Here is a 13735-nt window from a genome sequence, read left to right on the forward strand (position 1 = left end):
GATTACCGGGTCTTGCCGTCGTCCTCATCGTCGAACTCGGCCATCAGCGGGTCGTCTTCGGGATGCCGGTCCATCTCCTCGTACAGATCGTCGCCGTCATCATCCTCGTCATCATAGTAGCCTTCTGCGCGCAGCTTGGCCTCGCGGGTCTTTTCCACCTGACGCACCAACAGGATCGACAGCTCGTAAAGGCCATAGACCACCGAGAACAGGATGCCTTGGGTGATCACATCCGGCGGCGTCACCAGCGCAGCCAGCACCAGAATGGCGACAACCGCGTATTTGCGCACGCTGCCAAGACCATCTGCGCTGACCAGCCCAGCCTTGCCCATCAGGGTCAGGAGCACCGGCAGCTGGAAACACAGGCCAAAGGCCATAATGAACTTCAGCGTGATGTCCAGCGACTCGTTGACCTTGCCAAAGAAGGTGATGCGCACACCTTCTGTGGTTTCCGGCACCACGGCGGCATCCGCAGGCAGGTTGTCGACCGCGCCGGACAAGAGGTTGGCAAAGATGGATGACACATCGGCAAAGCCAAGGAAAAACGCCATCGCCAGCGGTGTGACCACGAAATGGGCAAAACTGGCCCCCAAGAGGAACATCACCGGCGAGGCGATGAGGAAGGGCAAAAAGGCGTTCTTCTCTGTCTTGTAGAGCCCCGGTGCCACAAAGCGCCAGAGCTGGAAGCCGATGACCGGGAATGACAGCGCAAAGCCAAACACCATGGAGATGCGGAACAGCGTGAACAGATATTCCTGTGGGCTGGTGTATTGCAGCGTTGGCGACGGGTCGCCGAGGCTGCGCAGGGTTTCCTCGATCGGGCCAAGCAGGAACTGCAGGATCGGCTCTGCCACGGTGAAGGCCAGCACGATCCCCACGATGAACGCGCCAACCGCCCGGATCAGGCGGGTGCGCAATTCGGCCAGATGCTCAATCAGCGGCGCTGTGCTGTCGTCGATATCCTCGGACGCGCTCATGTCTTGGTCTCACTTTCTGACGTCGCCGACGTGTCTGTGGCAGCCAGGGCCGCCTCCGCTTCGGCTGCCTTGGCCTGGGCCTCTGCGGCCTCGCGTGCCTTGCGGTCCGCAGCGGCACGGGCAGTGGCCGCCTGGATCTTCTTGGCATCCTCAGCCCGCTCAGCGGCCAGTTTCCCGGTTTCACTGTCGGGGTCGAACTTGGTCGGGTCGATGGATTTTGCCATATCCTGCGCGGCCTGTTTGACGCCGTCCATTGCGGTATTGACCGGGTTGGCCGCCGCTTTCAGCCCCTTGGCCATCTCATTGACGCCCGCCTCATCGGCAGCGTCATTCATGGCCCGGCTGAATTCGCGCGCCATGCCCTTGGCCTTGCCCACGAACCGTCCGACATTGCGGAACAAAACCGGCAGGTCCTTGGGCCCGACAACAATCAGCGCCACAACGCCGATAACCATGAGTTCGGTCCACCCAAGATCAAACATCGCGGCTTAGACCTTGTCTTTTTCGGTCTCGGGCGTCACGTCGCGCGCGGTCTCGGCGGTGGTCTCTTCTTCCAGCTCCTTGGTGCTGTCGTTCACGCCCTTTTTGAAGGCGGTGATGCCTTTGCCGACCTCACCCATCAGCGAGGAAATCTTGCCGCGGCCAAAGAGGACCAGAACCACAACGGCGATGAGCAGCAGGCCGGGAAGGCCGATATTGTTAAGCATGAGAGCGTCTCCTTCTGCGGCAGATCCGCCGGGAGACGGTCTGCGTTGTTGTTTGACCTGTTTTTAAGCGCCGAGCCCCCGGCGGGAAAAGCGGTGAGACATCGGCAGGGGCGTGGATTCCACCCAAAACTGCATTTTTGCGCGCTGCTGAAAACACAACTGACAGGTTTATGTCAGTTGGACTGCTCTACACCACCCCCATCACAGCATTCAAGGAGAGACGTGATGAGCAAACATGTTGCAGAGATTGTGACCTTCAAACTGGCCGAAGGTGTGAGCGAGGCGGAATTCATCGTGCTGAGCCAGGCCAGCGAATCCTTCGTTCGCGCCCAGCCCGGATTTGTTCACCGACAGCTGAGTTGCGGCGAGGACGGGCGCTGGACCGATTATGTCATCTGGGCAGACATGGAAACCGCCAAGTCGGTCGCGGCTGAGTTCCACAAGCAGGACTTCTGCGCCAGCCTGATGCAGGCGATTGCCGAGGGCACTGCGCAGATGCGTCATGAGGAGGTACAGTGGAGCATGGCCTCCTGAGGGGCGCAAGCCAGGCTCAGGTCAAGTACGGAGGGTGGATGCGCTGCATCCGCCCTCTATCCGGCGGGGGGCGTCAATCACTGCGCGTGGTGTCGGGCCTTGACCTCCTCCCCGCGCCGTTCCAAGGCTAGATCATGCGCCGTACTGATCGCCTCTTTGATATTATCCAGATCCTGCGCGACGGGAAATTGCACCGCGCACAGGATATCGCCGAACGGCTGGAAGTCTCGACCCGGACGATCTACCGCGACATGGATACGCTGGTTGCCAGCGGTGTCCCGGTGGAGGGCGCACGAGGGGTCGGCTATATGGTGCGCGAAGCGATCACGCTGCCGCCGCTGACGCTGACTGCGGAGGAGCTGGAGGCGCTGAACCTGGGCATGGCGATTGTGGCCGAGGCCGCCGATCCGGATTTGAAGGCCGCCGCCGAGAGGCTGGCCGCCAAGGTGGACGCGGTGCTGCCCGAAGGCACCATCGCCGAGGCGGATGCGTGGAAGTTTGCCGTCTACCCCTTTGCCGATGCTGCGCGGGGCTTTACGCATATGCCAACCTTGCGCGCCGCGATAAAGGCCCGCCAGAAGCTGCATCTGACCTATCGCCGCATTGATGAGACGCTGACAGAGCGCGTCATCCGCCCCTTGCATATGGAGTATTGGGGCCGGGTCTGGACGCTGACCGCCTGGTGCGAAACGCGTGGCGATTTCCGGGTGTTCCGTGTCGACCTGATCGAGGCGGCCAAACCCCTGCCCGAGCTGTTCGTGGATGAGCCGGGCAAACGGTTGATGGACTACCAGCCCTATGCCGACTCGTCCGATGCCGCTGCGGGGCCAACGACCGGCTGATGGATGTAGCTCAGCTGCCGGTCGGGAAGACGAAGCAGCGGTTGCGCCGAACCGTGAGCCACATCACCCGGCCTGCATCCGGCAGGAACACATTGGGCACTGTCGCCTTCAGCACGCTGCCATCGAAATCCATGCGAAATTCAACCAGGCTCTCATGCCCTAGAAAGCGCGCCCGCTCGACCACGCCGCGTGCGGCTACCCCGTCGCTGGGGGTCGGGTGCGGGCCGCGCCCGTTCCGATCAAAATCAATGCGCAGATGTTGGGGGCGGAACACGATGTCGACCTTGGTGCCATCAGGCACGCCCGGCGCCAGAAACTGACCAAAGGGCGTTTCGGCCAGAGCGCCGTTCACTTCGGCATGAAGAACATTGGTGTCGCTGAAGAACCCCACCGCCGCACGATCGACCGGACGGGTATAGACATTATAGGGCGCCCCCTGCTGCACGATCTTACCGGACCGCATCAGCGCAATCTCATCAGCCATCCGCATCGCCTCTTCCGGCTCATGGGTGACCAGCAGGACGGCAGCATCCTCTTCCTTCAGCAATGTCAGGGTCTCGTCGCGAATGCCGTCGCGCAGGCGATTGTCCAGCCCGGAGAACGGCTCATCCATCAGCATGATGCGCGGCTTGGGCGCCAGCGCGCGGGCCAGGGCCACCCGCTGCTGTTCGCCGCCCGACAGCTGATGGGGGAATTCGTCGATATATTGCGACAGCGACACCTTCTGCAGCAGCTCCTGCACCCGGAGGCGTTTCTCGTCCTTGCTGCCCTTCAGTCCGAAGGCGACATTGTCGGCCACGCTCAGATGCGGGAACAGGGCAAAGTCCTGAAACATAAGCCCGATTTCCCGGCGTTCGGGCGGAACGCGGAACACGGTGTCGCAGATCAGCTTGCCATCGACGTAAATCTCGCCGCTGTCCTGCATCTCGACGCCGGCAATCATCCGCAAAGTGGTGGATTTGCCGCAACCCGAAGGCCCCAGAAGACAGGTCACCTGACCGGCCTGGATCTGTAGCGACACGTCATCCACCACCGCCCGCCCGTCAAAGAAGCGCCGCAGGTTGCGGATCTCCAGACGTGGTGCGGTCACGGCGGGTCTATCGGTGCCAACCATCGGATCAAGGGGGGCAGATGTCATGCGACCTCGTAACTGGTTTCTGATCAAAACGATCTGGTTTAGCTCGCAGATATCAACCCCGCTGCCCCCATGCAAGGGAACGGGGCGCGGCGCGACAGATCGCGCTTTGGATCGGGCAAACTCACCGCTGACGGAGGGGCAGCTGGCAGAGGGTAAACCGAGGGCTGACTGCTAGCTCATAGGCTCCAGCAGATCAAAGGTGAGATCATCCCGCACCCGGCCATTGACCAGCAACTCCAGCCGATGCGGCCCCGGCACCAGCGTAAAGGTGCTGGCCCCGGCTTTCAGCGGATGGCGCTTGCTGAGACGGGTGCCGCCATCGGAGATCGCCGTCTGTTTCAGTTTGAAGACCTTCGCCGAGACCTTGCCTCCGGGGCGCTGGAAATGCAGGCGATAATCCACCAGCACAGGGGCGCCGGGCGCGCCGTCCAGATGGCAGTCAAATTGCAGGGCTCCGCCGATACGGACCGGCTCCTTGGCAAGCGCCAGCGTCGCCTTGACGGCGGTCTCGGGATCATAGCCCAGCATCTGCATGGCGCCTGTATGACCCTCTTTGACGAGACCGCGCAGGGCATGGGCCGTGATCCAGGCCAGCTCCTCCGGGCGCTGCTGGTCGGCCGCCTGCCAGCTGCGTAGCCGGTCCAGCACCAGTTCCGGCTCCTTTTTCGAGATGTCATTCAGGTGGTTGGCGACCGAGCGGGTGACATAGCGGGTGGGATCTGCGTGAAGCTGATCCAACAGCGGCAAGGGCTGCGCAAGAGTCAGCGGTACCGACTGCCCCCAGGGCAGCCTTGGACGGGTGCCCTCGCTCACCAGACGGCGGACATGATAATTGTCGCTCGTGGCCCAGTTCTGCATCTCTGCCAGAGTCAGATCGGTCCAGCGGGTCAAAAAGGGACGTATCGCCCATTCCATCGAGAACCGCTGCGTGATGTCGCGGAGCAGCTGCAACGACAGCTCCGGCGCCTGGTCCAGCCCGCGCAGCACCACAAATTCCCCCAAAGGCGCAAATATGAAATCACCGAAGTCATCATCGCTCAGGCTTGGGTCCAGAGGCGGTGGCAAGGCGCGCCGCAACACCGGTGCTGCGGCCTCCAGATCCTCCGGTAGGTGGCGGGCCAGCACATCGGCAATCAGCGCGATGCGCTGCTTCAGCTCCAGATCGGGCAGATCCGCCATCACCTCGGACACAAATCTGTCCGCTTCAAACCCCGGGTCCGCCGCCGCAAAGAGACCCGCGAGATAGCGGGTCTTCTCAAGATTAAATAACTGATCCTTCAGCGAAAAACCGGATGCCACGCTGTCGCCCCCATCAGATGGTCATATTGGTGGCGCCGCCATCCAACAGGATGTTCTGGCCAATGATAAAACCCGCATGCTGGGAGCAGAGAAAGGCGCAGGTAGCGCCAAATTCCTGCCGCGTGCCGTAGCGCCCGGCGGGAATGCTGGCGGCGCGCTGTTCGGCCGCTTCCTCAAGCGATATCCCCTGTTGCTGGGCCACGCCCGTATCCAGCGAGACCGCGCGGTCAGTGGCATGGATGCCGGGAAGCAGATTGTTGATGGTCACGCCCCTGGACGCGACCTGGCGAGAGGTGCCTGCCACATAGCCGGTTAGCCCGGTGCGCGCCGCATTGGAGAGGCCCAGAACCGGAATCGGTGCCTTCACCGACTGTGAGGTGATGTTGACGACACGGCCCCATCCGCGTTCCATCATGCCGGGGACCAGCGCCCTGATCAGCGCGATCGGCGTCAGCATGTTGGCATCCAGCGCCCTGATGAAATCATCACGGCCCCAATCGGACCACATGCCCGGTGGCGGCCCGCCCGCGTTGGTGACAAGGATATCGACGCCCTCTGCCGCGGCGATAACCTCGGCCTGCCCTGCCTCGGTGGTGATGTCAGCAGCAATGGATTCGACATTGACACCATGCACATCGCGGATCGACTGGGCCGACGCCAGAAGCGCCTCTTCGCCGCGCGCGTTCATCACCAGATCCACGCCCGCCTCGGCCAGAGCCTCAGCACAGCCCAGCCCCAGCCCCTTGCTGCTGGCACAGACCAACGCCCGCTTTCCCGACAATCCCAAATCCATCAGATCTCTCCCTGTTACGACGCGTCGTCGTCCGCCTGTCAGCTGCCCGATGGGCTGATGTGGCGGACCGGATCACGCATCTGTTCTGTTGCCCGAAGCTTGCACGCTCGCCCCGGGATTGACCAGCCCCGATGCCATCAGCGACCCGGTGGTCGTCCCCTGCCCTGCCGGCTTTGGCAGCTTCCCCTTGCGGCTTCGCAAAACCACCCCGCTCTGGTCCGCATCTCGCCACATTTCGCCGCAAGATAGAAGGTCATACGCGCAGGATGCGCACACGATACTGGTTAGGTTATTCATGCTGACACAGCTGCATCAGAGCCCCGTTGCCGCCCAGATTCTTGCTGTTTTTCCTGCCGCCGATTTCTGCGTCGAGATGGGCGCGAATATGGGCGATGGGCTTGGGGTATATGATGACCTGCATCTGGACGACGTCTATCAGCTGATGCGCGACGCGCCACCGCGCCAATTGTCGTTGACCGCACGCGCGGACGGGCAGCTTGTTCTTGGTCAGGACAGCGCAACAGGTGCACCCGGTGCCCGGCTGCATCTGGATTGCCTGTTAACGCTGATGCCGGATATCGGCGCCAATGTGGAGGCGCTGGTGGTGGTTGAGGTCGATGACGACGGGTTGATCGCGGCGATCTATCTGCTGCCGCTTGCCCCCTTGCTGCCGCAGACCGGCTATACCCTTGTGCGCAAGACCCGCGAGGGCACGCGCCAGCGGCTTGCACAGCTGGCCTGTGTCTCCTTCACGCGCGGAACACATATCACCCTAGACACCGGCGCCCAGCGACCGATTGAGGATCTACAGGTAGGCGACCGGGTTCTGACCCGCGATGCCGGTGCCCAAGTGGTGCGCTGGATCGGCCAATGCACCAGCCGTGCGGTTGGAGAAATGGCTCCGATCCTGATCCGGGCCGGGGCGCTCAACAACGCAAATGACCTGCTTGTCAGCCCGGACCACCGGTTGCTGGTGCATCGCTGTCGTGATGGTCGCCGCCGTGGCCGACCAGATCAGCTGGTGCGCGCACGCGAACTGGTCAATGGCATCGACATTGTCGAACGAACCGGCGGCTTCATCGACTATTTCCAGCTGCTGTTTGATCGCCACCAGATCATCTTTGCCGAAGGGATCGCCGCTGAGAGCCTGCTGCTTGATCCGCTGACACGGGCTGCGCTGCCGCAGGAGAAGCTGATCCGCACGCCGGGCCTGATCCCCGGTCAACCACCGCGCATCTCGGGCCTGGAGCCGCGCCCGATGTAAACACGCTGGTATATGGCCCCTTCGCGCCGGGATGTGCGGGGCCGCAACAGATGCCCGGGAACTGGGCGAGAGGCGAAGCGAGTTTACGATTACTGATAGAATTGCCCCTACAATTCAACCATATGGGGAATTCTCTCCTTATGGACTCTATGGGACTTTGCCTGACGATGACAAAACAGCAACTGGTGCAGCGCTGGTTTTTCGAGGTCTGGGAGAAACGCAACATGGCCGCGTTTGCCGAGATGCTGGCCCCCTCTCTGGATACGACCGAACTGCTCGACGGGCTCCCCAATCCACGTCAGGACTATCCTGTCCTGATTGACGTCGTTCACAAGCTTGCGGGCAAATTCCGCGTTCAGATCCTGCAGTATATCGAGGATGGCGACTGGACCTCGACACGCTATCTGCTGACCTCTGATGGCCCGGACGGGATGACGCCGGTCAGTGCCGAGGGGATCATGATGATTCGGTTTACGGACGGCAAAATCGCCGAGCTGAGTTCCAAGTTCGATGCCTTCACCTTTTTTGAACAGCTGGGTCAGCTGCCGCCAGATGCCATGCCGGCCTGCCTTGGAGGGCAGACGCTGGTCTGGGAGTAAACAGCCGGTCTCAGCTATCAGGACCGCGACGCAACGGCTGTCGCCCTGTTTTTCTTGCCTCGGCCCGCCATCCTGATATACGCGCGCTCATGCTCGATATCGTCCCAAACCGCCCCGACCTGCCGGCTGAAATTGCCCGGCGCCGCACCTTTGCGATCATTTCGCATCCGGATGCCGGCAAAACCACGCTGACTGAAAAGTTCCTGCTTTATGGCGGTGCTATTCAGATGGCGGGTCAGGTGCGCGCAAAAGGCGAGGCACGGCGCACGCGGTCGGACTTCATGCAGATGGAGAAGGACCGCGGGATCTCCGTCTCAGCCTCGGCCATGTCGTTTGACTACAGCAGCTACCGCTTCAATCTGGTGGACACACCCGGTCACTCCGATTTCTCGGAAGATACCTATCGCACGCTGACTGCGGTGGACGCGGCGGTGATGGTGATCGACGGTGCCAAGGGTGTGGAAAGCCAGACCCAGAAGCTGTTTGAGGTCTGCCGCCTACGCGACCTGCCGATTCTGACGTTCTGTAACAAGATGGACCGGGAGAGCCGGGACACCTTTGAGATCATCGACGAGATCCAGCAGAACCTTGCGATTGACGTGACGCCCGCCAGCTGGCCGATCGGCGTTGGCCGTGATTTCATCGGTTGTTACGACATGCTGCGCGACCGGCTGGAACTGATGGACCGCGCGGATCGCAACAAGATCGCCGAAAGCATCGCGATTGAGGGGTTGGACGATCCCAAGCTGGCCGAGCATGTGCCTGCACATCTGCTTGAGAAGCTGCTGGAAGAGGTCGAAATGGCCCGCGAGCTGCTGCCTGCACTGGATCCGCAATCGGTGCTTGAGGGGCATATGACGCCGATCTGGTTCGGCTCGGCGATCAATTCCTTTGGCGTGAAGGAACTGATGGATGGCATCAGCACCTACGGACCCGAGCCGCAGCCACAATCGGCGCTGCCGCGCCAGATTGCGCCGGATGAGACGAAGGTTGCCGGTTTTGTATTCAAGGTGCAGGCCAATATGGATCCCAAGCACCGCGACCGTGTGGCCTTTGTCCGGCTGGCCTCGGGCCATTTCAAACGCGGTATGAAGCTGACCCATGTGCGCTCAAAGAAGCCGATGGCCATCTCCAACCCGGTGTTGTTCCTGGCCTCTGACCGCGAGCTGGCCGAGGAAGCCTGGGCTGGTGACATCATCGGCATCCCGAACCACGGCCAGCTGCGCATCGGCGACACGCTGACCGAAGGAGAGGCGCTGCGTGTCAGCGGCATTCCGTCCTTTGCGCCGGAACTGTTGCAGGGGGTGCGCGCGGGTGACCCGATGAAGGCCAAGCACCTGGAAAAGGCGCTGATGCAATTTGCCGAGGAAGGTGCCGCAAAGGTCTTCAAACCCTCGATCGGCTCCGGCTTTATCGTGGGTGTGGTCGGCCAGCTGCAATTCGAAGTGCTGGCGAGCCGTATCGAGATGGAATACGGCCTGCCGGTGCGCTTCGAAGCCTCGCAGTTCACCTCGGCCCGCTGGGTCAGTGGCGATAAGACCGCGCTTGATAAATTCATCAACACCAACAAGCAGCACATTGCCCATGACCATGACGGCGACGTGGTCTATCTGACCCGCCTGCAGTGGGATATCGACCGTGTAGAGCGCGACTATCCAGACTTGAAACTGACGGCGACCAAGGAGATGATGGTTTAAGACCAGCACCCTGACACATAGGTGACATCAGACCCCGCCATGGATATCGACAACGAAACCTATCCTGGCGGGTTCTACAGCCTGCTGCGCCAGCTTGAAAAAAAAGAGACCCCCTTCATAGATCCGGCGTCGGCGCTGCCGCCGGTGGATGTGGATCTCTCGTCGCTGCTCGCCCCCCTGCCCGAGGCCGCACTACAGTCACCAGAGGACGATCTGCCCAGTCGGCATATCGCGCGGAAATGGGAGGCCCTGCGAGCCGAGTTCGCAGGCCAGCCCGAACTTTGGGCACGACATGCGCTGTGCATCGCGATTCTGCGGCGCCGGGATCCGCCAGAGCAAGCGCGCAGCCTCTTTCTGCGGATCTGGCGCGAACAGGGCCCGATGCTCGCCGCCGAGCTGCCCACACGCTGGTTGATTTCCGCCGCCGCCACCTTTGCCGATCATGGGGATACCATGGAGCAGCGGCTTGGTGGTCAGGGGCTCCAGATGCTGTTTCACCTGATCGCACTGCACGATAGCGAACGTCGGCTGTCAGGACGGCCGACCGACAGCGGATTTCCTCGGGTGAAAGGCAAGAAGCTTGATGATATCGGCTTTGGCATGAAGCCCTATCACCTGCCCCACGGAGATCTGGATCGGTACATGCTGGCGCGGCTCTGGCGCCAGGTCGAGGACGATGCCGTGCTGCGCCCGCTTGGTGTGCGGATGCTGCGAATGGTCATGGACGATCCCCGCAGCATTTTCGGCCGCATTCAGCGGTACAAGAAACCCCGCAAATCATGAGCAGGCCCAGCGATCCGAAATGGGGCATCGTCAGCACGATCAAGGCCGATGCAGAGACCATCCTGAATTTCGCCGCCTATCATCTGGATCTGGGGGCCCATCGGCTTCATCTCTATCTGGATGCGCCGAATCTTGAGGCCTATCCGCATCTGAAAGCACATCCAAAGGTGCGGGTCACCACCTGCGACGACAGCCACTGGAGCCAGCGCAAGAAACCGCGCCCGAAGATGCACCAGGCGCGCCAGACGATGAATGCGACCCATGCCTACGGCCGGATCCAGGCCGATTGGGTCGCCCATATAGATGTGGATGAATTTCTCTGGCCCCATATCTCGGCAAGAGGTGCGAGGCCGCAGATTGGCGAAATACTGGCTGCCCTGCCCGCTGAAACCGATGTCTTGCGGATGCGCCCGCTGGAAGCGCTTGCTGGGCGGGTGGATATGTATAAATCCATGATTGCCAGTGCAGCCGACCGCGAACAGCAGGTCCGCGCGATCTATCCCGAATTTGGTGTCTTCCTGAAAGGCGGGTTCCTCAGCCATACTGCGGGCAAGCTGTTCGCCCGCACCGGCCTGCCTGACATTCAGTTCCGAATCCACAACCTGTTCCAGCATGGTGAAAAAAACACGCGCGAGCAGGAGCAGAACGCCCTGCAGATCTGTCATCGCCACGCCCCGAGCTGGGAGGCCTGGCAGGACAGCTATCGGTTCCGGCTCAAGCAGGGCTCTTATCGTCCGGGTCTGGCTGCCGGGTTTTCGCGCAACCTCGGCGGGTTGAACACCCATGATCTGCTGTCGATGATCGAGGAAGAGCACGGTTCTGAAGGGCTGAAGCGTTTCTTTGGTGAAATCAACGCAGAGGCGCCAGACATCTATCAACGGCTGCAAAAGCGTGGGATGATCCACCACTGCCCGCTGGATCTGACCGCCAAACGGCGTGAACATTTCCCGCAATTTGAATAAACTGTTTCGAGTTTGCCCGTTTTTCAATCAATACGCGCCGAAAACCCGGCTTCGTTTGACGATTGCAGCGGATTTTGCTATGCCCCGCGCAAGCCGATAGAGACAGGACGCAAGACCATGCGGAATCGGCCCTGACATACACGCGCGGGCCAGGTCAGTGTCCGCAAAAACGGACGCATATGACAAAATTTTCAGATCTGAACCTGAACCCTAAAGTCCTCAAAGCGATTGAGGAAGCGGGTTACGAAACCCCCACCCCCATTCAGGCAGGGGCGATTCCGCCCGCCTTGGAAGGGCGCGATGTGCTGGGGATCGCACAGACCGGCACCGGCAAGACGGCTTCGTTCACCTTGCCGATGATCACTCTGCTGGCGCGTGGCCGCGCGCGTGCGCGGATGCCGCGCAGCCTGGTGCTTTGCCCCACGCGGGAGCTGGCAGCCCAGGTGGCGGAGAACTTCGACACCTATACCAAACACCTGAAACTGACGAAGGCCCTGCTGATCGGCGGTGTCTCTTTCAAGGAACAGGACACGCTGATCGACAAGGGGGTTGACGTTCTGATCGCAACGCCCGGTCGCCTGCTCGACCATTTCGAGCGCGGCAAGCTGATCCTGTCTGACGTCAAGGTGATGGTGGTGGATGAAGCCGACCGTATGCTCGACATGGGGTTCATCCCCGATATCGAACGCATCTTCGGCCTTACGCCCTTCACCCGTCAGACCCTGTTCTTCTCGGCCACCATGGCGCCGGAGATCGAGCGGATCACCAATACCTTCCTCTCCGCCCCGGAGCGTGTCGAAGTGGCGCGGCAGGCAACCACCTCTGAGAATATTTCCCAGGGTGTTGTACTGTTCAAAGCCTCGCGCCGCGATCGTGAAGGCAGCGAGAAACGGAAGCTTCTGCGCCACCTAATTGATCAGGAAGGCGAGAAATGCACCAATGCGATCATCTTCTGCAACCGTAAGACGGATGTGGATATCGTTGCTAAATCGCTGAAGAAATACGGCTATGACGCGGCGCCGATCCACGGTGATCTTGATCAGAGCCAGCGCACCAAGACGCTGGAAGGCTTCCGCGAAGGGTCGCTGCGCTTTCTGGTGGCATCTGATGTGGCCGCCCGCGGGCTTGATGTGCCCAGCGTCAGCCATGTGTTCAACTTCGATGTGCCGAGCCATGCCGAGGACTATGTTCACCGCATCGGCCGGACGGGTCGCGCAGGCCGTAACGGCACCGCGATGATGATCTGCGTGCCCAAGGACGAAAGGAACCTCGAAGATATCGAGCGCCTTGTCCAGAACGAGATCCCGCGTCTTGAGAACCCGCTGAAAAAGGCCGAACCAGCGGCAAAAGACAGCAAGGACGCAGCGACCGGCGAGACCACAGAGCGCAAGACCCGCAGCCGCAGGTCTTCCACCCGTGCATCGGCTGCCAAGGAATCGGCCGCCAAGGAAGAGACCGCAGCGCCAGAGGCACAGGCCAAGGATACCCCGACAGCTGAAGCCAAAGCGGCAACGCCGGAGCAGCCGCAAGGCGAGCAGGAGAAGCGCAGCGATAGCCGCTCTTCCTCCCGTCAGAAATCGGCTGAGAAACCCTCCGCCCCCAAGACCGGGCAGAAGGGCAACCAGAAATCCGGCCGGGGACGTGGTGGCAACGACCGCAACAATGTGGTTGGCATGGGCGACCATATGCCGAGCTTTATCGCTCTCAGCTTTGCCGAGCGCCGCGCCGGCTAAACTGGCTACCGCATAGTCGTATTCCGAAGGGCTGCCTCTTGGGGCGGCCCTTTTTCATATGTGTGATCAGGAACCTGACCGCAAACAGCGCCCGATTTGCTCTCATGAGCTTTGCACTTGCAGCATGGCAGGATTGCCCATTTTTGCAGATGTCGCCCCCGGCAGGAACGCCTATCTGGAGGGCAACAAGACGTACTTAAGCAAGATGAGACCCGCCATGAACAACCTTGAGTTCCCCACTGTGACCGCCGACGAAATCCGCGCCATCGAAGCCCGCGCACATGAGCTGCGCGCACAGGCGATGGCTTCCTTCCTGCGCAGCCTGGGCCGCGGGATCGTCAGCGTGCCCGGCAAGCTTGCAGCGCTGCTGTCGCGCCCCCGGCACGCCTGACCCCATCCGCAGCGAC

The 13735-nt window shown here is 61.3% G+C and carries 15 protein-coding genes; 9 read left to right on the plus strand and 6 right to left on the minus strand.

What is annotated here, in order from left to right; translation table 11 throughout:
* Positions 1 to 2: 2 nt before the first annotated feature.
* The 3 genes from tatC to tatA are packed head-to-tail and all read right to left on the minus strand — an operon-like array spanning position 3 to position 1684.
* On the minus strand, positions 3 to 977 hold the full coding sequence (gene tatC, locus VWZ87_RS08345) for a twin-arginine translocase subunit TatC (protein ID WP_340545144.1): 975 nt from the start codon (positions 975 to 977) through the stop codon (positions 3 to 5).
* Positions 974 to 1459, minus strand: coding sequence for a Sec-independent protein translocase protein TatB (tatB, locus tag VWZ87_RS08350; RefSeq protein WP_260087519.1), 486 nt, complete (start codon positions 1457 to 1459; stop codon positions 974 to 976). The genes tatC and tatB overlap by 4 nt, the downstream gene beginning before the upstream one ends.
* Before the next feature lie 6 nt (positions 1460 to 1465).
* Positions 1466 to 1684, minus strand: coding sequence for a twin-arginine translocase TatA/TatE family subunit (gene tatA, locus VWZ87_RS08355; RefSeq protein ID WP_260080776.1), 219 nt, complete (start codon positions 1682 to 1684; stop codon positions 1466 to 1468).
* 225 nt (positions 1685 to 1909) lie between these two features.
* On the opposite strand from tatA, the gene VWZ87_RS08360 reads away from it, so the two are divergent.
* Both VWZ87_RS08360 and VWZ87_RS08365 read left to right on the plus strand, forming a co-directional pair.
* Complete coding sequence (locus VWZ87_RS08360; protein WP_416535921.1) at positions 1910 to 2218, plus strand: antibiotic biosynthesis monooxygenase family protein; 309 nt, start codon at positions 1910 to 1912, stop codon at positions 2216 to 2218.
* A gap of 134 nt (positions 2219 to 2352) precedes the next feature.
* On the plus strand, positions 2353 to 3060 hold the full coding sequence (locus tag VWZ87_RS08365; protein WP_416535922.1) for a helix-turn-helix transcriptional regulator: 708 nt from the start codon (positions 2353 to 2355) through the stop codon (positions 3058 to 3060).
* Between the two features lie 10 nt (positions 3061 to 3070).
* Here VWZ87_RS08365 and VWZ87_RS08370 read toward each other — a convergent pair whose 3' ends face one another.
* The 3 genes from VWZ87_RS08370 to VWZ87_RS08380 form a co-directional block, all read right to left on the minus strand.
* A complete protein-coding gene (locus tag VWZ87_RS08370; protein WP_340545141.1) occupies positions 3071 to 4198 on the minus strand; it encodes an ABC transporter ATP-binding protein in 1128 nt (375 codons plus the stop codon).
* A gap of 171 nt (positions 4199 to 4369) precedes the next feature.
* Positions 4370 to 5497 carry a hypothetical protein gene (locus VWZ87_RS08375; RefSeq protein ID WP_416535923.1) on the minus strand — a complete coding sequence of 376 codons (1128 nt, stop codon included), beginning with the start codon at positions 5495 to 5497 and terminating at the stop codon, positions 4370 to 4372.
* Between the two features lie 13 nt (positions 5498 to 5510).
* Complete coding sequence (locus VWZ87_RS08380) at positions 5511 to 6290, minus strand: SDR family oxidoreductase (protein ID WP_416535924.1); 780 nt, start codon at positions 6288 to 6290, stop codon at positions 5511 to 5513.
* A gap of 295 nt (positions 6291 to 6585) precedes the next feature.
* Here VWZ87_RS08380 and VWZ87_RS08385 point away from each other — a divergent pair, with 295 nt between their 5' ends.
* From VWZ87_RS08385 to VWZ87_RS08415, 7 genes are all read left to right on the plus strand, one after another.
* Complete coding sequence (locus tag VWZ87_RS08385) at positions 6586 to 7554, plus strand: Hint domain-containing protein (protein ID WP_416535925.1); 969 nt, start codon at positions 6586 to 6588, stop codon at positions 7552 to 7554.
* Between the two features lie 167 nt (positions 7555 to 7721).
* Positions 7722 to 8153, plus strand: a complete 432-nt coding sequence (locus VWZ87_RS08390) for a nuclear transport factor 2 family protein (protein ID WP_340545137.1) — start codon at positions 7722 to 7724, stop codon at positions 8151 to 8153.
* Between the two features lie 89 nt (positions 8154 to 8242).
* Positions 8243 to 9850 carry a peptide chain release factor 3 gene (locus tag VWZ87_RS08395; RefSeq protein ID WP_416535926.1) on the plus strand — a complete coding sequence of 536 codons (1608 nt, stop codon included), beginning with the start codon at positions 8243 to 8245 and terminating at the stop codon, positions 9848 to 9850.
* Between the two features lie 21 nt (positions 9851 to 9871).
* Positions 9872 to 10633, plus strand: coding sequence for a hypothetical protein (locus VWZ87_RS08400; RefSeq protein ID WP_416535927.1), 762 nt, complete (start codon positions 9872 to 9874; stop codon positions 10631 to 10633).
* Positions 10630 to 11595, plus strand: a complete 966-nt coding sequence (locus VWZ87_RS08405) for a glycosyltransferase family 2 protein (protein ID WP_416535928.1) — start codon at positions 10630 to 10632, stop codon at positions 11593 to 11595. Before VWZ87_RS08400 ends, VWZ87_RS08405 begins: the two co-directional genes overlap by 4 nt.
* Positions 11596 to 11774: 179 nt before the next feature.
* Complete coding sequence (locus VWZ87_RS08410) at positions 11775 to 13328, plus strand: DEAD/DEAH box helicase (RefSeq protein ID WP_416535929.1); 1554 nt, start codon at positions 11775 to 11777, stop codon at positions 13326 to 13328.
* 217 nt (positions 13329 to 13545) lie between these two features.
* Positions 13546 to 13719 (plus strand): RSP_7527 family protein, encoded by a 174-nt coding sequence (locus VWZ87_RS08415; RefSeq protein WP_416535930.1) that lies wholly within the window; start codon positions 13546 to 13548, stop codon positions 13717 to 13719.
* The last annotated feature ends 16 nt before the right edge of the window (positions 13720 to 13735 follow it).

Origin of the sequence: Phaeobacter sp. JH20_37 (genome assembly GCF_048056015.1) — a bacterium.
GTDB lineage: Bacteria > Pseudomonadota > Alphaproteobacteria > Rhodobacterales > Rhodobacteraceae > Phaeobacter > Phaeobacter bryozoorum.